This is a genomic window from Dehalobacter sp. CP (assembly GCF_047652685.1).
GTDB lineage: Bacteria > Bacillota > Desulfitobacteriia > Desulfitobacteriales > Syntrophobotulaceae > Dehalobacter.
Window position 1 is genome coordinate 603,876 of sequence record NZ_CP157399.1, and the last position, 19,948, is coordinate 623,823.

Annotated in this window: 15 protein-coding genes; 10 read left to right on the forward strand and 5 right to left on the reverse strand. The window is 46.6% G+C overall.

Annotated elements, in window-relative coordinates; all coding sequences use genetic code 11:
* Positions 1 to 46: 46 nt before the first annotated feature.
* Both AAH944_RS03105 and AAH944_RS03110 read right to left on the reverse strand, forming a co-directional pair.
* Positions 47 to 1,744, reverse strand: a complete 1,698-nt coding sequence (locus AAH944_RS03105) for a nickel-dependent hydrogenase large subunit (RefSeq protein WP_415536391.1) — start codon at positions 1,742 to 1,744, stop codon at positions 47 to 49.
* A 22-nt stretch (positions 1,745 to 1,766) separates the two neighbouring features.
* Positions 1,767 to 2,906, reverse strand: a complete 1,140-nt coding sequence (locus AAH944_RS03110) for a hydrogenase small subunit (protein WP_415536393.1) — start codon at positions 2,904 to 2,906, stop codon at positions 1,767 to 1,769.
* Positions 2,907 to 3,189: 283 nt separating this feature from the next.
* Between AAH944_RS03110 and AAH944_RS03115 the strand changes: the two genes are divergently transcribed.
* On the forward strand, positions 3,190 to 3,708 hold the full coding sequence (locus AAH944_RS03115) for a DUF2179 domain-containing protein (RefSeq protein WP_415536395.1): 519 nt from the start codon (positions 3,190 to 3,192) through the stop codon (positions 3,706 to 3,708).
* A 125-nt stretch (positions 3,709 to 3,833) separates the two neighbouring features.
* On the opposite strand, the gene AAH944_RS03120 is transcribed toward AAH944_RS03115, so the two are convergent.
* Positions 3,834 to 5,930, reverse strand: coding sequence for a glutamine synthetase III (locus AAH944_RS03120; protein WP_415536397.1), 2,097 nt, complete (start codon positions 5,928 to 5,930; stop codon positions 3,834 to 3,836).
* 427 nt (positions 5,931 to 6,357) lie between these two features.
* On the opposite strand from AAH944_RS03120, the gene amrA reads away from it, so the two are divergent.
* The 4 genes from amrA to AAH944_RS03140 all read left to right on the forward strand — a co-directional run bounded on the left by amrA (position 6,358) and on the right by AAH944_RS03140 (position 11,402).
* The gene (amrA, locus tag AAH944_RS03125) at positions 6,358 to 7,620 is read left to right on the forward strand and encodes an AmmeMemoRadiSam system protein A (RefSeq protein WP_415536399.1); all 1,263 of its coding nucleotides are present in this window, start codon (positions 6,358 to 6,360) and stop codon (positions 7,618 to 7,620) included.
* Positions 7,621 to 7,641: 21 nt separating this feature from the next.
* On the forward strand, positions 7,642 to 8,586 hold the full coding sequence (amrS, locus tag AAH944_RS03130) for an AmmeMemoRadiSam system radical SAM enzyme (protein WP_415536401.1): 945 nt from the start codon (positions 7,642 to 7,644) through the stop codon (positions 8,584 to 8,586).
* A gap of 286 nt (positions 8,587 to 8,872) precedes the next feature.
* On the forward strand, positions 8,873 to 10,135 hold the full coding sequence (locus tag AAH944_RS03135; protein ID WP_415536403.1) for an ammonium transporter: 1,263 nt from the start codon (positions 8,873 to 8,875) through the stop codon (positions 10,133 to 10,135).
* 334 nt (positions 10,136 to 10,469) lie between these two features.
* Positions 10,470 to 11,402: a TIGR01212 family radical SAM protein gene (locus tag AAH944_RS03140; protein ID WP_415536405.1), complete on the forward strand. Its 933-nt coding sequence runs from the start codon at positions 10,470 to 10,472 to the stop codon at positions 11,400 to 11,402.
* A gap of 11 nt (positions 11,403 to 11,413) precedes the next feature.
* Here AAH944_RS03140 and eam read toward each other — a convergent pair whose 3' ends face one another.
* A complete protein-coding gene (gene eam / locus AAH944_RS03145) occupies positions 11,414 to 12,676 on the reverse strand; it encodes a glutamate 2,3-aminomutase (RefSeq protein ID WP_415536407.1) in 1,263 nt (420 codons plus the stop codon).
* A gap of 345 nt (positions 12,677 to 13,021) precedes the next feature.
* Between eam and AAH944_RS03150 the strand changes: the two genes are divergently transcribed.
* The 5 genes from AAH944_RS03150 to alr all read left to right on the forward strand — a co-directional run bounded on the left by AAH944_RS03150 (position 13,022) and on the right by alr (position 18,215).
* Positions 13,022 to 13,624 (forward strand): TrkA C-terminal domain-containing protein, encoded by a 603-nt coding sequence (locus AAH944_RS03150; RefSeq protein ID WP_353852859.1) that lies wholly within the window; start codon positions 13,022 to 13,024, stop codon positions 13,622 to 13,624.
* Between the two features lie 20 nt (positions 13,625 to 13,644).
* A complete protein-coding gene (locus tag AAH944_RS03155) occupies positions 13,645 to 14,997 on the forward strand; it encodes a sensor histidine kinase (protein ID WP_415536410.1) in 1,353 nt (450 codons plus the stop codon).
* 26 nt (positions 14,998 to 15,023) lie between these two features.
* Positions 15,024 to 15,380 carry a holo-ACP synthase gene (locus AAH944_RS03160; protein ID WP_019225252.1) on the forward strand — a complete coding sequence of 119 codons (357 nt, stop codon included), beginning with the start codon at positions 15,024 to 15,026 and terminating at the stop codon, positions 15,378 to 15,380.
* A 137-nt stretch (positions 15,381 to 15,517) separates the two neighbouring features.
* Positions 15,518 to 17,095 (forward strand): NAD(P)H-hydrate dehydratase, encoded by a 1,578-nt coding sequence (locus tag AAH944_RS03165; RefSeq protein ID WP_415536412.1) that lies wholly within the window; start codon positions 15,518 to 15,520, stop codon positions 17,093 to 17,095.
* Between the two features lies 1 nt (position 17,096).
* Positions 17,097 to 18,215 (forward strand): alanine racemase, encoded by a 1,119-nt coding sequence (alr, locus tag AAH944_RS03170; RefSeq protein ID WP_415536414.1) that lies wholly within the window; start codon positions 17,097 to 17,099, stop codon positions 18,213 to 18,215.
* A gap of 147 nt (positions 18,216 to 18,362) precedes the next feature.
* On the opposite strand, the gene gdhA is transcribed toward alr, so the two are convergent.
* Complete coding sequence (gdhA, locus tag AAH944_RS03175; RefSeq protein ID WP_415536415.1) at positions 18,363 to 19,697, reverse strand: NADP-specific glutamate dehydrogenase; 1,335 nt, start codon at positions 19,695 to 19,697, stop codon at positions 18,363 to 18,365.
* Positions 19,698 to 19,948: the final 251 nt, after the last annotated feature.

Consider the following 19,948-nt stretch of genomic DNA (forward strand, 5'->3'; position numbering starts at 1 on the left):
GCTAGCGTCTCCATGGCACGCAGACATTGTGGCCCCTGGATTTTCCCTAACTTAGTGGTTTTCCTTGCGGTGTTATCAGGTGTGCTGCGCAGGCGATGCAGGGGTCAAATGAGTGAATGGTCCGGAGAAGTTCCAAGGGCTGGTCGGTAGCAGCGACCGGTGTATCGAGCAGGGATGCCTCATAAGGACCTTTTTGTCCTGTAGCATCCCGCGGTGAGGCATTCCAGGTTGTTGGCACAACCGCCTGATAGCCTTCCACTTTGCCGCCGCGGATTTTAATCCAATGAGCCAGGGCTCCTCGCGGGGCCTCAGCCCAGCCGACACCCTGCGCTTCTGCCGGCCAGCGGCTGGGTTCCCATTTTTCAGGATTGAAGGTCTGTGTGTCACCGGCTTTAATATTAGCGATTAGGTCCGCATAAAAACCAGCAAGTTGATCGACGCAAAATTTTGCTTCCAGTGCTCTGGCCAGTGTCCGTCCGAGCGTTGAAAACAAAGCGTTGAGCGGAAGATCCAGTTTCCGCAGGGAGCTGTCGACCAGTTCCTTGATTTCCTTATTGCCTTTGGCATAAGCAACCACGAAGCGGGCCAGTGGGCCGACTTCCATCGCATGGCCCTGCCAGCGCGGTGTTTTGATCCAACTGTATTTTTTTGATTCATCCAAATTGTGATAAGGTGGTTTGGGCCCGTCATACGCTGGATCCGTCCGCCCCTGCCAGGGGTGAAGCCCGGCATCCTTATCCTCGTATTGATACCACGAGTGAGATACAAATTCCTGAATATGGCTTGGATTCTTTAGATCAAGATCATAGACTTTGCTCAAGTCCCTGTTCAGGACAATCCCACGCGGGAACAGGTAGCTGTCCGGTTCGTGGATATCGACCAGCGGTACACCGCCGTAGGCCAGGAAGTTGCCGATTCCGCCTCCCCAAAGGTCTTTTTTGTAAAAGCCAGCAATGGCTAGAATATCTGGAATAAGGACCTGGTTGACAAACGTTTGGGCTTCATCGATCTTTGTTTTCACAAGATTCAGGCGTTCCATATTCAGAACATGGACATCATCAAGGTTGATGCTCGAAGCATGCCCGCCGACCAGATAGTTCGGGTGCGGGTTTTTCCCTCCGAACACGGTATGGACTTTAGCGATTTCTTTTTGCCAACTTAATGCTTCCAGGTAATGCGCGACTCCCATTAGATTGGCTTCCGGCGGTAAGCGATAAGCGGGATGACCCCAGTAAGCATTGGCAAAAATACCAAGCTGGCCGCTTTGGACAATATTCTTAACTTTGTTTTGCACATCCCTGAAGTAACCCTCCGAAGAATTAGGCCACGAGGAGATGGACATAGCCAGACTGCTTGTTGCTTTAGGATCAGCCTTTAACGCGCTTAAGACATCAATCCAGTCAAAACCATGCAAATGATAAAAGTGGATTACATGATCCTGAGTAAATTGGGTCAGCGTCATGATATTGCGTATGTAGTTGGCATTTTTGGGGATCGGATAATCCAAGGCATCTTCCACTGCCCGCACGGAGGCGATCGCATGGATGTGCGTGCAAACACCGCAAATCCGTTGGACAAACGCCCAGACATCACGTGGATCCCTGTTTTCGACAATCTTCTCAATTCCTCTAAATGTTGTTCCTGAGCTGACGGCATCACTGATCTTTGTCCCGTCAACAATGGCTTCAATGCGTAAATGACCTTCGATCCGGGTGACAGGATCCACAACAATTCTTGTTGTCATTGAGATTCAAAACCTTTCTGCATTAGTCTTCTTTATTATTTGTCTTCTTAGTTACTTGTCTTCTTTGTTCAGTATCCGTACTTCTGTCCGGGTGGTTCTTTTTCCCACGCCCTTTAGCAGCGGCCGTAATTCCCCCATGGGCAACAACACCCAGACCGGCCACACCTAAAGCGGCAAGACCGATATGGTCAGGGTTGCCGCCGATGGCCTCATTGGGGATCTCAGCCAGGTGAGCATAAAAAGGCGTGCTGGAATCATACCAATTATTCTCGGAACAGGCCATGCAAGGGTGTCCCGATTTCACAGGAAAGCTGACTCCGTCATTCCATTCCGTTACGGCGCAGGCATTATAAGCAACTGGGCCTTTGCAGCCAACTTTATACAGGCACCAGCCTTTTCTGGCACCTTCGTCATCAAAGCGCTCCACAAACTGGCCGGCATCAAAAAAGGCCCGGCGGGTGCAGCCGTCGTGGACACGTTTGGAGTAAAAGGCTTTAGGACGGCCCAAGCTCGTTAATTCCGGGATTTTCCCAAATGTCAGGTAATGAACGATTGTACCGGTGATGACTTCAGCAATGGGCGGACATCCGGGAACGTCAATGACAGGCTTGTTCTTGACAATTCTCCGAATCGGTACAGCCTGTGTTGGATTGGGGTGTGCCCCCTGGACACAGGCGTTGGTCGCACAGGAGCCATACGCTATCACGGCAGCTGCTCCGTCGGCACATTCCTTCAGGAGCTCGTTGGCAGTCATTCCGCCGATGGTACAGTAAATGCCGCCCTCTGCCAGCGTGGCACTGCCTTCGACTACCAGAATATATTCCCCGTAATGTTCCTGCATTGTTTTCAGACGGACAGACTCTGCCTGTGTTCCGGCTGCGGCCTGCAGCGTCTCCATATAATCAAGGGAAATCATATTGAAGATCAGGTCCGAAAACAAAGGGTGGGCGGACCTGATGAAAGACTCGCCGCAGCAGGTGCATTCCTGCAGATTTAGATAAATGACAGGTGGGCGTGACTTGTTTTCCAAAGCTTCCACAATTCTGGGGACAGCGGTTGCATCGAGTCCCAACATTGCTGCAGTCATGGCACAAAACCTTAAAAAGTCCCGCCGGGATATTCCTTTCTGGCGGGCCCAGTCATAATAGCTGCCCTTCTTCAATGTTTTCCCCTCCCGATATAGAATATTGGCTTACTGAATGAAAAAAAGCCGGTCTTTTGCTAGTCCGTCATTATTGTGTGTTCCTTAGCATATTTTATTCATTTCTTTACATATACGGGTATTTTTGTAATGCGCAGGAGATAACCGGCAAAATGTGAGTGAAACAGTAACGAGTGAAACAGCAATTCAGAAAAATTCGGAACAGCATAGTAGAATTGCGCTAAAATGGATCATAATAATATCAAGGAATGATCCAGCCCAGAAAAGAAGATTGGTGATAAGAATGAACCAAGTAGTCCTGTTTGCTCTGCTGATCACGGCTATTAATATTACGTACGTATCACTGACAACGGTACGGTTTATCCTTGTGATCAAGGGCTTAAAGGAGTATGCTTCCATGCTGTCCATGGTCGAAGTGCTCGTGTACATTGCCGGATTGTCTATTATTCTAAAAAACCTGGACAGTTACTGGAACATCGCAGCATATTGCATCGGTTATGGTATCGGAGTGTATCTGGGAAGCAGGATCGAGGAAAGACTTGCTCTTGGGTACATGACTGCCGAGGTCATTGTTGATTCGCTTGATGAGACGCTTCCCAAATTATTGCGTAAGAAAGGATTTGGTGTTACCACCTGGACCGGGGAAGGCCGCGACGGGAAACGCCTCCTGATGTTGGTTCTGGCCAAAAGAAACCGGCAAAAAGAACTTTTGAATATTGTTAATGGTTCCTGCCCAAGCGCGTTTATATTTTTCCAGGAGCCTAAGAATTTCCGCGGAGGATTTTGGGCCGGCAGGCGATAAGAACTCAAAACAGTAAATAGTCTGCAAAGCTGGTGAGGGATAGGAAAATGACGATGAGAATGTAATTAAATAGCAGAGGAGAGGGCCGGTGCCCTCTCCTCTGCTATTTTTCTGAAGGGTATGGATTAAATGATGAACAGCATTTCCACATAAGTCGGCAGCGGCCAAAGCTCCGCGTCAACAAGTGTTTCAAGCTTATCCCCATAGATCCTCAATTCATTCATCGCAACAAAGACGATATCACGGTAGTAAACCGCATTGGCATGGACATCTTCAACGTCAGCCGCGCCCAAAACAGCTTTTTCCAAAGCCACAGTTTTGGCTTTAAAGGAACCTAAAGCCGAAGATACTTCTTTAATGACTTCTTCCTGAGCCGAGGTGTCCGCAGAAGCTACGGCAGCTTTAACGCTTTGCACGGAACCGGCCAGGTCAGCTGCATATTTTGCAGCTGCGGGAAGAATCAGCCTGTTAGCCATATCAATCATCGTCTTGGCTTCAATATTGATCGTTTTGCTGTATTGCTCCAGCAAAATCTCGTAACGGGAATGAACTTCCTGTTTGCTCAATACACCGTGTTTTTCGAACGCATTGACATTTTTCTCATCAATGAAGTGCTCCAAAGCTTCCACCATGGATTTGATGTTTGGCAGACCACGTTTTTCTGCTTCAGTGACCCAGTCTTCGGAATAGTTGTTGCCATTGAAGATGATACGATTGTGTTTGACCAGAATTTCTTTCAAGAGGGCCTGCAGTTCGCTGTTAAAATCGACAGCCTTTTCAAGCTTATCGGCAATCTGGCAAATACTTTCAGCGACAATCGTATTTAGGACCATGTTCGGACCGGCGATAGATGCACTGGAAGGAACCATGCGGAACTCAAATTTATTTCCGGTAAAGGCAAACGGTGAAGTCCGGTTGCGGTCGGAGTTATCCTTTGGAATTTCCGGAAGCGTGGACACGCCGACTGTCAAAGTGCCGTTTGGTTTGGATGATACAGCACCGCCATTGTTTTGGATTTGTTCGACAATATCCGAAAGCATGTCGCCGAGGAACATGGAAATGATTGCCGGGGGAGCCTCATTCGCACCGAGACGGTGGTCGTTTCCAGGGTTGGCGGCGGAGACTCTGAGCAGTTCGGAGTATTCATCCACAGCTTTAATGACAGCACAAAGGAAAGTTAAGAACTGAGCATTATCGTGCGGGGTACTTCCCGGATCAAGCAGATTCTGTCCATCATTAGTGCTCATGGACCAGTTATTGTGTTTCCCGGAACCATTGACGCCTGCAAACGGTTTCTCATGCAGCAGGCAGACCAGATCATGATGCAAGGCAACCTTTTTCAAATTATCCATGATCAGTTGGTTATGGTCGGTGGCAACATTGGTTGTCGAGAAAATTGGGGCAATTTCAAACTGGCCAGGAGCAACTTCGTTGTGCTGCGTTTTAGCCAAAACGCCCAACTTCCAGAGTTCTTCATTCAATTCTTTCATAAAGGCGGCGATGCGCTCTTTGATGCTGCCGAAGTAGTGGTCCTCCATTTCCTGGCCCTTAGCCGGCGGAGCGCCAAAGAGTGTTCTGCCGGTAAGGACTAAATCCATTCTGGCATCAAAAAAACTTTTATCAATCAGGAAGTATTCCTGCTCGGGTCCGACCGTAGAAATGACCCGGGTTGCTGTCGTATTGCCAAATAATTTTAACAGTCTTACTGCTTGTTTGGAGAGTGCTTCCATAGAACGCAAAAGCGGCGTTTTTTTGTCGAGAACTTCACCGGTATACGAATAGAATACTGTGGGAATTGTCAGCGTGATGTTGCCGTTTCTTTCTTCTCTGGCAAAAGCCGGAGAGGTGCAGTCCCAGGCAGTATAGCCTCTGGCCTCAAACGTGGCTCTAATGCCGCCGCTTGGGAAAGAAGATGCATCGGGTTCGCCTTTGATCAGTTCTTTACCGGAAAATTCCATAATGACTTTGCCGTCGGCAGTCGGAGAAATAAACGAGTCGTGCTTCTCCGCAGTGAGTCCTGTCATTGGCTGGAACCAGTGGGTATAGTGGGTAGCTCCTTTTTCAATCGCCCAGTCTTTCATTGCATTCGCAACGACTTCGGCGACATCCGGATCCAGCGCTTTCCCGTCCTCAATTGTTTTCTTCAAAGCTTTGTAAGTTGCTTTGGGCAGCCGTTCCCTCATGACGGCATCGTTAAAAACGTTCATTGCAAAGATATCCATTGTTTCGAAATCTCCCTTCAGATTTAGATATTAAATAATGGTACATAGATAAATAACCACAAAAAGCAAAAAAAGCAAAAACAAACTTAACCCTCAAAGCGTTTGGTTGAGGAATAAGCATCTTTGCTTAAATTACCTATAAAAATATATCAAAAAGTTAACACACTTTTTTAGAAATAACAAGTGTTTATTCCGATGTATACAAAATATAATCCGGAAATAATCCGGATTATAATTAATCCGAGCCCAGCAGATGAATTAGCAGGATAAATATGCATATAAAAAGAAAATATATAAAGAAAAAATAGTACTTCAAAAAGAAGTAAATTGACAGAAGCAAATCCGATGAAATAACCGATATGAGAAAATCAATCGCCAAAGGCTTGGTGTCAGCCAAATTTTCTTTAGAAACTAAGGGGGTATTGCTATGAGTCTTGTCTATGTAGGGTTTGTTCCTCATCCTCCGATTCTCGTGCCTGAGGTCGGGCATGGTGAAGAAAAAGGTTGTCAGCAAACAGCAGAGGCTTATAGGACGCTCGTTCAGCAAGTCATCGGGATGAATACGCAGACGGTTCTGATTGTATCTCCTCATGCGCAGCTGGCCGAGCAGGGTTTGGTAATCTTAGACGGAGACACTCTCTCCGGGAGTTTCAGCCGTTTTGGGGCAGGCCAGGTTAGCTTAAGCTTTGAAACAGATCAGCAACTCGTGGAGACCATCAGGGAAGAGATTCCTGATGCTTTTCCTGTCCGGGCAGAGCTTGATCATGGTTCACTCATTCCGCTTTATTTTCTCCATCAAGCCGGATGGTCCGGGAAGATTGTTGTCTTAAGCATGCCGATGAGCCGTCCGGAACATTACGGAAAAAAAGTCGGCCAAATTTTAAATGATGCAGCTGAACGCTGCGCCTTGCTTGCAAGCGGTGACCTTTCCCACCGGCTCAAAGAAGACGGACCTTATGGATTCCACCCTTCAGGCCCCAAACTGGACCAGCTTATAGTCAAAGGATTGAAAAGAGATACAACACTGCTCAGGGGGATTCCCGCCAGTCTTTTGGATGAAGCGGGCCAGTGCGGCTATCATTCCCTGCTGTTTGCACTCGGGGCGAGAGAAGGTGCGATTAAGGTTCTCTCCTATGAAGGACCGTTTGGGGTAGGTTACCTCATTGCTGAGATCTTCCGTTCTTCACCGATTGCCGGTTATGCCAGGGAATGCCTGACTTACTATCTTACATCCCCGCCTTTTGACAGGTTAAATATTCCTGGAGACCCTCTGCTGAAAGAAAAGAAAGGCTGCTTTGTTTCCCTTAAAAAGGATGGGGCATTGCGGGGCTGCATTGGTACGATCCAACCGGTAAGAGAAAACCTGGCTTCAGAAATTAGACATAACGCGATAGCAGCAGGTACCCAGGATCCACGCTTTTGGCCGATCCAAGCGGAAGAACTGCCCTTAATATCTGTATCTGTCGATGTTCTTGGAGACACGGAGAAGATTACTGGGCCCGAAGATCTGGATCCTCAGCGTTACGGGGTAGTTGTACGCCGCGGTGGAAAGGTCGGGTTGTTGCTGCCTCATCTTGAAGGGATTGATACGGTTGAGGAACAGGTCGGAATAGCCAAACAGAAAGCTGGTATTGATCCGGAGGAGGAAGTCGAGCTCTGGCGTTTTGAAGTCGAACGTTTTTTTGAATAACAGGAAAGAGGGATGAAGCATATGACAGGATTTTCTGAATGTCCGCTATGTCCGCATCACTGTAAACTCAAAGAAGGCCAGTCCGGATTCTGTAAGGTCAGAGGGTGTCGGAACGGTGAAATCATACCGCTGACTTTTGCTGAAGTCGCTGCGTTTCATCTTGATCCTGTGGAGAAGAAACCGCTTTATCATTTCTATCCGGGAAGCCGGATATTCTCTGTCGGCGGCTATGGCTGCAACCTGCACTGCTTCTTCTGCCAGAACCATGAGATCTCCCAAAAATATGAGCAGGGCCGCCAGATTCCCCCGAAGCAGCTGACGGAAATGGCCGCGGAAGACCAGTCCATCGGGATTTGCTTTACGTATACGGAGCCTCTGGTCTGGTACGAAATGATCATGGAGACAGCTCCGCTGGTTAAAGAGCGGGGAGGAAAGGTCGTCCTGGTATCCAATGGGATTATCGAACAGAAATACCTCGAATATCTAATCCCTTACATCGATGCGGTCAATATTGATATTAAAGGGTTCACCCCGGAATTCTACGAGAAATACACCGGAGGGAAACTGGAGTGGGTGTTAAAAACAGTTGAAACGCTGGTGTCAAACGTTCATACCGAGATCACAACGCTTGTTATCCCGAACTTGAATGACAATCCGCAGGAAATTAAGGCGCTGGCCAAATGGCTGTCCGGCTTAAATACTCCGCTGGCGTGGCATTTGAGCAAATATCATCCAATGCATAAAAGCAAAATACCGGCAACGGATGAAAAGAAACTGAGGAAACTATGGAGGTTGGCCAAAGAAACCCTGCCCTATGTGTACCTCGGGAATATGGCAGGAGGCAACACAACCTATTGTCCGCAATGCGGTCAGGAGGTTATTACCAGAGACATGCGGGTGACCGTTAAAACCACAGAAGGGAAATGCGGATGCGGTCAGGAAATTTGGGGAGCTGGACTCTTATGACCAATGACAGGTTTAGGATTAATCAGGTATGTGTAATATTGAAGAATGTATACAGGAATGTATACATTATTTAAACGAAAAACCTCTTTACAGATTGTTTACCGGGTAATATAGTACAGATAGATCGTTTGTTATACGCAAGTCAATCAGGCAACGGGGCCTCAAAAAAGTGCAATACTTTTTTGAGGCTTTTTTTATTAGTCAATCGGCGCGTGGCTAAAGACTTGTATCAAGCTATCAATAAATCTATAAGAAATACATCAAGAGAACTAAGGAGGAGAAGAAAATGAATTACACAACTGGGGATATTGGTTTTATGATTATTTCCACTGCACTTGTTATGTTAATGACACCCGGTCTGGCCTTTTTTTACGGAGGACTGGTTAAAAAACGTCATGTTTTATCCATGATGATGCAAAGTATTATTGCGATGGGTGTTGTAACACTTATCTGGGTAGTTTTAGGTTATTCGCTTGCTTTTGGGCCAGATATCGGTTCAGTCATTGGAGGCCTCGACCATCTGATGCTGAAGGGCGTAGGGCTGGAGCCGCGAACTGAAGGCGCTACGATTCCGCATCTGCTTTTCATGGTTTTCCAAATGATGTTCGCGATCCTGACACCGGCCTTAATGACTGGGGCAACTGCCGAACGCTTGCGTTTTCCCGCATTTGTTTTACTGATGAGTTTCTGGAGTTTACTGGTGTACGTTCCGATCGCACACTGGGTATGGGGTGGCGGCTGGCTTGGAAATTTAGGTGCACTTGATTTTGCCGGCGGTACTGTCGTTCATATCAGTTCAGGTTTCTCCGGTCTGATCGCAGCACTTGTGATTGGAAAACGCATCAATAAGTCCACAGATCCGACTATTCCGCATAATATTCCTTACGTGATTCTGGGCGGCGCCCTGCTATGGTTTGGCTGGTTTGGCTTTAATGCAGGCAGTGAACTGGCGGCTGATGGAATTGCAGTCATCGCTTTTGTGACCACATTTATTGCAGCTGCCTTAGGGCTTTTGGGCTGGGTCGTTGCAGAAAAACTGCACCGTGGGAAGCCTACTGTCCTGGGTGCAATTTCCGGAGCTGTTGCCGGACTGGTAGCCATAACACCTGCTTGTGCCTATGTAACAAATGCCTCCGCAATGGTAATCGGCCTTGTAGCCGGCGGATTATGCTACTTTGCAGTTGCAATCCTTAAAGATAAGCTTGGTTATGACGACGCGCTGGATGCCTTTGGCATCCACGGAATCGGCGGAACCTGGGGAGCTCTGGCAACAGGCATCTTCTGCACAACCGCAGTTAACCCTCTCGGTAAAGACGGCCTGTTCTACACTGGTGAGTTCCATCAAGTCGGCATACAGCTCATTGCAGTACTGGCAACGTATATATACGCAGGTCTGGTAACGTTTATCCTACTGAAAGTCATCGGAGCGATCACTCCGCTCACAGCTACAGACGCTGAACAGGTCAGCGGTCTTGATACAACCCAACACGGAGAAAGTGCCTATCCCGATTTTGAAGGATTAACAGCAAATTCGATCTATAATTTATAGAAGCAACAAGATTGCGTTATAAGTGCAGACCTAAAGTATGATATGCAGTAAAGTATGATATGCAGATGTAAGCTTATGAAGATAATGAGACCGGAATCCAGATGTATGCCACCGCTAGGCTGGGAAATACATTTGATTCCGGTTTCTGGCTTTATATGGAGAAATTACAGGTTTCTTGGCGTTGTTGTTTTGTTTCAGACCAACTAAAGCTATAATAGGATGCAAGAAAGACAAAAAGTGTATATGGCACAAGACTAGCCTATGATACAGAGACTTCTTTAACAAATAGCAAAGAAAAGAGATACGACATTGCAAGTCAAAGATGGGGTTGAACATGAACAAACGCTATTATACATTAAATGAACATTTCCGCGGATTTTTTGGCGAAAAAGTCATCAAAGTATCTTTGGATGCAGGTCTCAGCTGCCCGAACCGGGATGGGACGGTAAGTGACGGGGGCTGTATATTTTGCAGTGAAAAAGGTTCCGGCGATTTTGCAGGGCAAAGAGGGCTGTCCATTCGCGAACAGTTTAACCAGGTTCGGGAAAGGACTTTGAAAAAATGGCCAAAAGCAAAATATATTGCTTATTTTCAATCGTTTTCTGCGACGTATGGTCCTGAAGATTATCTGGAAAATTTATACCGGGAAGCGTTGGCGCTGGAAGATGTCGTCGGCATATCCGTTTCGACCAGACCGGACTGTCTGAACGAAGCAATCCTTGATGTTCTGGAAGACCTGAATAAACAGACCTATCTATGGGTAGAACTGGGTTTGCAGTCTGTTCATAACAAAACCTTGGACTGGCTGAACAGGGGACATGATTTCAACTGTTTTCTGGAGGGTGTGAATAAGCTCAGACAAAGGAATATTCGGGTATGTACCCATATCATCATGGGGCTTCCCTGTGAAAGCCAGGAGGAAATGTTCAGGACAGCACAGGTGATCAGCCAAATCCCGATACAGGGTATAAAGATTCATTCGCTTCATATTTTAAGAGGGACTCCGCTTGCGGATCTCTACAGCCAGAGTGGTCTTCGGCTACTTTCCATGGAACAATATATAGATCTCGTAGCCAATATCCTGGAGATTCTTCCTCCCAATATGATCATCCACAGACTTATGGGCGACGGACCTCTCAATGATGTTATTGCCCCAATGTGGACCCGACGTAAATGGGAGGTCTTAAACGGCATCGACCAAGAGATGGAACGAAGAGGAAGCTTTCAAGGAATCCATCATAACGCCAAAATTCCGTTAACCTGGTAAATGCGATTAACTTAGCCTTCATCAGCGTAATGATTCTCATAATAAACAATTTTCCCTTCCCATGTCTTCAAAACAGCCCGGTGCTCATCGAGGGAAAGAAGATATTGGGGAAGAAGCGGGGTTTTGCCGCCTCCTTTTGGTGCATTGATAATATAGGTCGGAACGGCCAGACCGGAGGTGAAGCCTCTGAGCGCTTCCATCACGGCCAGACCTTCCTGAATGGACGGAATAAAATGCCGGGTGCCTTTGACGTTTTTGGCGTGAAAGATATAGTAGGGACGGACACGGATTTTCAGTAATTCCTGATTCATTTTCTTCATGACATCGGGGTCTGTATTGATGCCTTTGAGCAGTACGGCCTGATTCCCAAGCACAACACCGGCTGAAACAAGCCTATCTGCAGCCTTTTTGGCTTCCAGGGTTACTTCTTTCGGATGATTAAATTGGGTATTGATATAGATTGGCGGATATTTGGCAAGTATGGCTAGAAGTTCATCGGTAATCCGCATCGGCAGGGTTACAGGGACCCTGGTTCCAAGACGTTTGATTTCAACATGTGGAATACTATGAAGTTCAGCAAGCAGCCATTCGATGGTCTGGTCACTTAAAAGAAACGCATCCCCGCCTGTGATCAGTACATCCCGGATTTCTGGGTTCTCACGGATATAATCCAGGGCGGCTTTCAGGTCTTCTTTTTCCTTGTGTCCGTCTGTTTCGCCGATATTACGCCGGCGCTGGCAGTGACGGCAGTACATGCCGCACATGTTGGTAACATTAATAATCAAGCGGTCCGGATAGCGTCTGGTGATACAAGGAGCGGGGGAGGTTAAGGCTTCTCCCATTGGATCTTCTTCTCCGCTTTTATCAAACAGCTCTTCTATTTTGGGTATTCCCTGCAGAAGGATGGGGTCTTCAGGGTTGCTAAAATCCATCAAACTGAGGTAATACGGTGATACAGCCCAGCGGTATATCCGGCCGACTGTTGCGATCTCATTTTTTTGAGCATCAGTTAACGGAAAAAGAGAATTCAGCGTGTTGACATCCGTGATCCTGTGGCTCATTTGCCACCGCCAGTCATCCCAAATTTCCTGGGTTGCCCCGAAGTATTGAAGGATCCTTTCCTTTTGGGCAGAATATAAATCTGTCAGATTAAGTCCGGCAGGTATCTGATTAGCTTTTTGCAGATAGGGTTCGATCCGCTGCTTTAATTCTTCGGTACGTTTAATAGAAAAATAGTGATAATCACGATGCGGTCTATATAGCTCGATTGCCATATTTAGCCCCCCTTTCAAATGCTAATTACAGAAAAAACCTCCATATCATACAAAATAGCGACGCTAAAAATTATACTGCCAACCAATCATAGCATTGTAAGTTGTCGGGCGTCAAGAGGGTTAAAATGTCCGATTACGTCAAATAATGGAAAAATCTTGAAGGTATGGCGCTGCTCCAATATTGCCTGGAAATGGTCTTTTTTTATAGAAAAGATTGTCTTCCCCAACTCCCTAGGGTAGAATTACGTAAAAGGCAAAAATTTGATGCGTGCATGATAGAAGATGCGGATTGATTGACATGGTACTAGGTATCTGAAATCAGCAAAGAAAGAAAGGGATCATATCTTGGAACAGGCCAAATACCAGGAAATTGCGAATGAGATCGCGCATGCCGTCGTTCTCGGCGAGTTCCGTGAAGGGGATAAAATCCACGGAAGGTCGACCCTGGCAGGAAGATTCAATGTTTCTCCGGAGACGATCCGTCGGGCAATTGCTATTCTGCAAAATGAAGGAGTCGTCAGAGTAAAACCGGGTATTGGCATCATTGTGAACTCCAGGATAGAGGCCGAAAAATTTTTAAAGTCTTTTGACCAAAAAAATGAGGTTCAAGCCTTTATTGACGAGTTGAAAAGCCTGATGGAGCAGAGAAAGGAAATTGACGGGCAAATCGATGTGCTGCTTCAGAAAGTTTCGACCTATGCCGACCGATATATCTCTCGCTGGAATGACGTTGAAGAACTCAAAATCCAGCCGGAATCATCCGCAATCGGCTGTTCCCTGAGAGAGCTTAAAGTCAGAGAAAAAACTGGAGCAACAGTCGTAGGGGTTGTCAGAAACGGCAATGAGAATTTTTCTCCTGAAGCCGACTTCCTGCTCGAAGAAGGAGATATTCTTCTCGTAGTCAGCTCGGAGAATGGCAATAAAAAAGTCCGGAGCTTATTGAAATAATTTCTTAGGGAGGTGTGACGATGAAAAATATGAATGTAACCCTTGTTCTGGTCATAGCCCTTGAAATCGCTCTGGGTCTTTATTTGCAAAATGCTTTTCTATTGGCCGCTTTTATGGTGATTGACGCTGGATATTTCTTCTGGTATATGAAAAATTCAGAGAAAAAGGCCGTACCGCTGCATACGTTAAGCAGGGCAGACCTGAGTGTAAAGATTGCTAACGAAACACTTCCTTACCTGCGCGGCGGTCTGAATAAACAAAACGCCGAAGCCATTGCCAAAATCATTCAAGGGATTGCTCAGGTGGCCGCAGTCTCGATCACCGATTGTGAGAAACAGCTCGCCTATCTTGGGGCAGGCTGCGACAGGCACCATCCCGGTGATAAGATTCTGACGGCAGCGACCAGAGAAGTCATACAGACTGCAAAATATAAAGTTGTTCAGACGCAGGAAGAATTAAACTGCCCGATGTCGGACACGTGTGACTGTCCTTTGGCTGCGGCAGTCATTGTTCCGCTTTCCTGCAAAGGAAATGTTGTCGGAACATTTAAGCTCTATGAAACGAAGGGTGGAAAGATTTCTCCTGACCTGATCAGGCTTGCACTTGGCATGGGCCAGATTTTAAGCCTTCAGGTGGAAGTAGCTGAACTGGACCATCAGACCAATCTGACGATGGAAGCCAGACTCGATGCTCTTCAGGCTCAGATCAATCCGCATTTCTTTTTTAATGTTCTGAATACAATTATTGCCACCAGCCGAACCAACCCCAACCGGGCCAGAAGACTTTTGATCCATCTGGCCGAATTTTTCCGTAAGTCTTTAAAATCTAAAGGCGCACTCATTTCTCTTCGGGAAGAGATGGAATTCGTTAATAATTATTTTGTGCTGGAAAAAGCTCGCTTTGGGAAAAAGCTGAAGATTAAGCTGGAAATTGACAAGGAACTGATGGATGCCGAGGTACCAAGACTGAGTATTCAGCCTCTAGTTGAAAATGCGGTCAAACATGGGATTACCCCCATGATCATGCTGAATGGTGTTGTAACGATCCGAGTCAGGGAACTTGGGCTGGAAGATGGTAAAAGTGAGCTTTTTGTAGAAGTCATTGATAACGGAATGGGGATTGAAGAGGATCGGCTGAAAGATGTCCTGCTGCCCGGTGTAGGCTCAGGCAACGGTGTAGGGCTCGCCAATGTCCATGCCCGCCTGAAGGGTTTATATGGTTCAGAATACGGATTAAACATTGAAAGCAAAATAGGTGAGGGGACGACTGTAGAAATGAGGCTTCCATACAAACAGACCAGTCCGCAGCAGCCTTCTGCCGAACCCTGGATTCAGGACCCTATGTCTAGTACCAGGGCCAGAAATGGTATTTGATTTTACGAAGAAACGGGGAACTTCATTTGTATCCAGGTATAGATATTGTTGAAATAGCCAGATTTGAACAGGCCTGCCGGAGACATTCAAAACTGGTTGCCAGACTGTTTACCGACAGGGAGCTGGCTGAACTATCAAAAAAACATATATCTTCTCTGGCTGCCAGGTTTGCAGGCAAAGAAGCGGTACTTAAAGCACTGGGGACGGGGCTCAGCGGTCTAAGCTGGCATGATATTGAGATCCTGCGGAATGAAGCGGGAGAACCAATCGTATATTTGAGTGAAAGGGCACAGGCTGCAGCGCGGTCGAGAGGAGCAGAGAGAGTCCGAATAAGCCTCTCTCACAGCAAAGATACGGCCATAGCGTCTGTTATTCTGGAATAGATATCGTTGGTATCTAAAATATTAAACAGCAACAAACGGTGACAGCAACGGGCGGGCATTTTAGGGTTGACATGGTACTTGGCAGTGTTCATTATAAAATAAGTGGAAAAGTTTTTTTCCGAGGAGGATAGAAAGAAATGCGTATTGTAAGTGCCGGACAAATGCGCAGCATTGATTCCAACGCAATCAATCATTTTGGAATCCCCGGGTCAATTCTTATGGAGAATGCAGCGTTGGCAGTAGTAAGGGAAATAAAGATTATTCTGCTGAAGGATGAAAAAAAGTCGCTTCGTGGTTTGAGAGCAGTTATTCTTGCCGGAAAAGGCAATAATGGCGGTGACGGTCTGGCAGTGGCCAGGCATCTCTGTGTATTAGGGATGGAAGTGACCGTTTTTCTTTTCGCAAATCCTGCTGAGCTTCAAGGGGATGCCAAGCTTAACTATGAATTGTTCCAGAAAATGGGAGAGAAGATCATTCCTGTCGAAGACGAAAAACAGCTTCGTCTATTCAAGCTTGCGCTGATGCAGTCTCAGGTTGCTGTTGATGCGTTGTATGGAATAGGCTTTAAAGGAGAAATTCCGGAATCCCTGGCAGGTTTCATTGAAGACTTAAACAAAGCCGATCTGCCGGTGGTTTGTGTCGATATTCCCAGCGGTCTGGAAGCAGATACGGGGAAAGTACATACGATTGCGGTCCAGGGAGATGTGACAGTTACCTTTGGCTTGCCAAAGCTTGGACATTTTCTCGGAGAAGGATTAATCTATACAGGAAGGCTGGTCATTGACCAAATTTCAATTCCCGAAAAAGTGATAGGCGAAGAAAAAATCTTTGCCTATCTATTGACGGATGAAGTCATCCGGCCTTTGATTCCAGCAAGACACATACTGGGCCATAAAGGTACGCATGGCCGGGCGGTTCTGATTGGGGGATCGCTTGGAATGAGCGGGGCTGTCATCCTGGCAGGAAAGTCGGCTCTGCGCTGCGGGGCAGGGCTTCTTCAGATCGTTACCCCTGAAGCGATTGCTGAGACGGTAGATTTGGGAGTCATTGAAGCTACGGTCTGGCCAGCAAAGGATTATGAAATGTTAAGCGTCAATGCCTGGTCGGTCATTCAGGAGCGGTTACAAGGAGCTGACGCTTGTGCAGTAGGTCCCGGACTCAGGCAGACGGAGTCATTTCTTAATGTCATAAAAAATATACTGATAGAGACCGATGTACCGGTAGTTCTGGATGCAGACGCGTTGAATCTGATTTCCCGCGAACCGGATGTTGTCAGTTTAAGGAAAGGCAGAGGCAATCTTATTCTGACGCCTCATCCAGGGGAAATGGCCCGCTTATGCGGCTGTTCAATTGACGAGGTTCAGGAAAACCGTTTGAAGATAGCGCTGGCCAAAGCCCTGGAATGGGGTGCCATTGTTGCCCTGAAAGGCGCAGGTTCGGTCGTTGCTTCGCCGGACGGCAGAGTTTTTTTGAATCCGACAGGTAATGCAGGACTTGGCACAGGCGGCACAGGGGATGTGCTGACCGGAAGTATTATGTCCTGGATTGCCCAGGGTGTCCCTCCGTTAGGTGCAGCTTGCATGGGGGTTTATCTTCACGGCAAGGCCGGAGATGTTTTAAAAGATCAGTTTGGTTTATCAGGTTTCACAGCTTCGGAGGTAGCTGATTGCCTCCCAAGGGTCAGAAAAGAGATAGAGCAGTTAGGAGATTTTTAGAATGAATATTTTTCGTCCGGTTTGGGCAGAAGTTGATTTGGGGGCTTTAAGACGCAATTTAAAAAGGATACAGCAGTACGCCGGCAGTGAAATAATGCCCATAGTCAAGGCAGATGCCTACGGACACGGTGCAGTGGAGGTTGTTCGGACTCTAAAGGAAGAAGGGATTACCAGATTCGGGGTTGCTATCCTGGAAGAAGCTTTGGAGCTCAGAAGGGAACTCCCGGATATTGCCCTTATGGTTATTGGACCTACATTGTCGAAGTATTCAGAAATACTGGTCAAAGAAGAGATCATTCCCGAAATATTTCAGATCGAACAGGCTGAAGCGCTTTCAGCGGCAGCGTTGAAGCTGAATAAAACAGCGAGACTCCATATCAAAGTGGATACGGGAATGGGTAGGACAGGGTTCCGTGAAAATGTACTCGAAAATATTCAAAAAATTGCAAAGCTTCCCGGCCTTTATCTGGAGGGGATTTATACCCATCTGGCCACGGCCGACAGCACTGATTTGTCTTATGCGAAGCAGCAGCTGAAGATCTTTGATGACTTATATGAAAAGTTATGCGCGGCAGGAATAAAAATTCCGATCCGTCATGTCGCAAACTCTGCTGCAATCATGCAAATTCCCGAAAGTCATTACGAACTTTGCCGTCCAGGAATCATATTGTACGGACTTTTACCGATGGACCACGCCGGACAGGAAGCCGGCTTTGAACCGGTTATGTCTTTAAAAACCCGCATTTCCCAGCTGAAGACCATCGAAGAGGGCGAGAGTGTTGGCTATGGAAGGACGTTTATTGCCGACAGGCCCACAAAAGTCGCAACGCTGCCGATCGGTTACGGCGATGGTCTGCGCCGTTCTCTGTCCAACGGCGGTGAGGTCTTGCTGAAGGGAAAGAAAGCCAGGATCATCGGCAAAATATGCATGGATCAGATCATGGTTGATGTAACAGAAATTAAAGAGATCCAAGAAGGGGATGAAGCCGTTCTGCTCGGCAGAAACGGTGACCTGTTTATTTCCGCAGATCGGATTGCTGAACAATGCGGAACGATTAGCTATGAGATCCTGTGCGGTATTTCCAAGAGAGTGCCAAGGGTGATGGTTGAGAGCAAATAGTATTTGGAAAACATTAATAAAAAAGACCTTTTGGATGCGAGCTGTTTTGAACATACTCAGTCTCCAAGAGGTCTTTTTAATTTTAGTGGTATCAAGACTATATCGTGAGTATCAATGGAATCACGAATCGGATTAGGCAGCTCCGGCTTAGATTACGCCGTGAGCCATCATGGTGTTAGCAACTTTCAGGAAGCCTGCAATGTTAGCACCGACGACCAGGTTGCCTTCACAGCCGTATTCTTTGGCAGCTGAGCTGGCATTGCGATAGATGTTGACCATGATGTCTTTAAGTTTGGCGTCAACTTCTTCGAAAGTCCAGGAATAACGCATGCTATTCTGGGACATTTCCAGAGCGGAGGTTGCAACACCGCCGGCATTGGCAGCTTTACCAGGAGCAAAGATGATTTTATTGGCATGGAATACTTTGACTGCTTCCGGAGTAGAAGGCATATTCGCACCTTCACCGACAGCAAAGCATTTATTGGCAACCAGAGCCTTGGCGGATTCTTCGTTCAATTCGTTCTGCGTAGCGCAGGGAAGAGCGATATCGCAAGGAATGGTCCAGATGCCTTCGAAGCCTTCTTTGTATTCAGCTTTCGGGTGGAATTCCAGATAATCTTTGATTCTTCTTCTTTCAATTTCTTTGAGCTGCTTAACGGTCTTCAGGTCAATACCGTTTTTGTCGTAGATGTAGCCGTTGGAATCGCTCAGGGCAACAACATTGGCACCCAGCTGCATGGCCTTTTCGGCTGCATAAATCGAAACATTGCCTGAACCGGAGATAACAACGGTAGCACCTTTAAAGGATTTGCCGATGTCTTTAATTGCTTCGTCCATCAGATAAACCAGACCATAGCCGGTTGCTTCGGTACGAACTAAGCTTCCGCCATAAGTCAGGCCTTTTCCAGTAAGTACGCCTTCAAAGAGATTTCTGACTCTCTTATACTGACCGAACATGTAACCGATTTCTCTGCCGCCAACACCGATATCACCGGCAGGAACATCAGTGTCTGCACCAATATGTTTGCAAAGTTCGGTCATGAAGCTCTGGCAGAATTTCATGATTTCGTTATCGGATTTGCCTTTGGGATCGAAGTCGCTGCCGCCCTTGCCGCCGCCGATCGGGAGTCCGGTCAGGGAGTTTTTGAAGATCTGCTCAAAACCTAAAAATTTGATGATGCCAAGGTTAACAGACGGGTGTAAACGCAGGCCGCCTTTGTAAGGACCGATAGCGCTGTTGAATTGAACTCGGAAACCACGGTTAACCCGAACATTTCCCTTGTCATCGACCCAGGGAACTCTGAACATGATCACGCGTTCGGGCTCGACGAGCCGCTCGAGGATACCAGCTTTTTCATATTCAGGATGTTTGGCAATTACCGGTTCCAAAGATTCCAGCACTTCCTTGAGTGCCTGGTGGAACTCAGGCTCGTTCGGGCTTCTTTTGATAGCCTGTTCCATGACTTGTTGGACATAAGACATATTTTTTACCCTCCAGAAAAAATAATGTTTTTTATCAATAACCGTATTCTACAATATTAATTTGCGTTTGAACATAACAAAACAAACAATATACTGTATTCATTATAAGATATTAGTGATGCAAAATAATGAATTTATAATATTAAATCTAAATATTTAAACATTGGCATTAAAATTATACGAAAAACTAAAAAATACAAAGAAAATTAAAATGAATACAATATTTTTTAGTTAAAACAGTTATGTTGTTG

What these genes read in the sequence shown, in the direction of transcription:
- AAH944_RS03115 (WP_415536395.1), top strand. Translation starts at nt 3,190, where the DNA reads ATGAACCAAGTAGTCCTGTTTGCTCTGCTGATCACGGCTATTAATATT.
- AAH944_RS03165 (WP_415536412.1), top strand. Translation starts at nt 15,518, where the DNA reads ATGCGTATTGTAAGTGCCGGACAAATGCGCAGCATTGATTCCAACGCA.
- gdhA (WP_415536415.1), bottom strand. Translation starts at nt 19,697, where the DNA reads ATGTCTTATGTCCAACAAGTCATGGAACAGGCTATCAAAAGAAGCCCG.
- AAH944_RS03105 (WP_415536391.1), bottom strand. Translation starts at nt 1,744, where the DNA reads ATGACAACAAGAATTGTTGTGGATCCTGTCACCCGGATCGAAGGTCAT.
- amrS (WP_415536401.1), top strand. Translation starts at nt 7,642, where the DNA reads ATGACAGGATTTTCTGAATGTCCGCTATGTCCGCATCACTGTAAACTC.
- AAH944_RS03140 (WP_415536405.1), top strand. Translation starts at nt 10,470, where the DNA reads ATGAACAAACGCTATTATACATTAAATGAACATTTCCGCGGATTTTTT.
- AAH944_RS03135 (WP_415536403.1), top strand. Translation starts at nt 8,873, where the DNA reads ATGAATTACACAACTGGGGATATTGGTTTTATGATTATTTCCACTGCA.
- amrA (WP_415536399.1), top strand. Translation starts at nt 6,358, where the DNA reads ATGAGTCTTGTCTATGTAGGGTTTGTTCCTCATCCTCCGATTCTCGTG.
- AAH944_RS03120 (WP_415536397.1), bottom strand. Translation starts at nt 5,930, where the DNA reads ATGGATATCTTTGCAATGAACGTTTTTAACGATGCCGTCATGAGGGAA.
- eam (WP_415536407.1), bottom strand. Translation starts at nt 12,676, where the DNA reads ATGGCAATCGAGCTATATAGACCGCATCGTGATTATCACTATTTTTCT.
- alr (WP_415536414.1), top strand. Translation starts at nt 17,097, where the DNA reads ATGAATATTTTTCGTCCGGTTTGGGCAGAAGTTGATTTGGGGGCTTTA.
- AAH944_RS03155 (WP_415536410.1), top strand. Translation starts at nt 13,645, where the DNA reads ATGAAAAATATGAATGTAACCCTTGTTCTGGTCATAGCCCTTGAAATC.